The organism is Brooklawnia sp. (assembly GCF_032229645.1).
Classification (GTDB): domain Bacteria; phylum Actinomycetota; class Actinomycetes; order Propionibacteriales; family Propionibacteriaceae; genus Brooklawnia.
Map to the genome: position 1 here is coordinate 1 of NZ_JAVTWX010000097.1, position 458 is coordinate 458.

A 458-nucleotide genomic window follows, 5' to 3' on the forward strand; every position below is an offset into this window, starting at 1 on the left:
ACATGGACGATTGAGCCGAGCGAATGGGAGCTTGCTCACGGTTTTGAGGCGATTGAGTTCATGTGGACGAGCGGAAGCTGTGAGCGGACGCACCGACCCCTTCACCCTTGCGTGTCACACTTGAAGCATGAGTCAATTAGCGCCGGGATCGCAGACCGTAACCGGGGAACGCGTCGAAGAACGCTATGAAGAGGGCGACGAGGAACGCTTCAGCCACTTCGTGCCGAAGGCCAAGCTGACCGAGGCTCAGGTGATGGGCACTCCCGTGGTTGCCCTATGCGGCAAGGTGTGGGTACCGACCCGCAATCCAGAACGGTTCCCTGTCTGCCCGATGTGCAAGGAGATTTGGGAGTCCCTGCAATCGGGGAAGGACAAGGGCAAGGACCGCTGATCGAGCGCACCGTCTCCGTCCATGCCCCTCAGCGACTGCCGAAAACAGCAGCAGCTAGCGGATATTC

Annotated in this window: 1 protein-coding gene; it reads left to right on the plus strand. The window is 59.8% G+C overall.

Features of this window, described 5'->3' with window-relative positions; genetic code table 11:
• The first annotated feature begins 127 nt into the window (after positions 1-127).
• Complete coding sequence (locus AAFP05_RS07205; protein WP_341729181.1) at positions 128-391, plus strand: DUF3039 domain-containing protein; 264 nt, start codon at positions 128-130, stop codon at positions 389-391.
• Positions 392-458 lie beyond the last annotated feature (67 nt).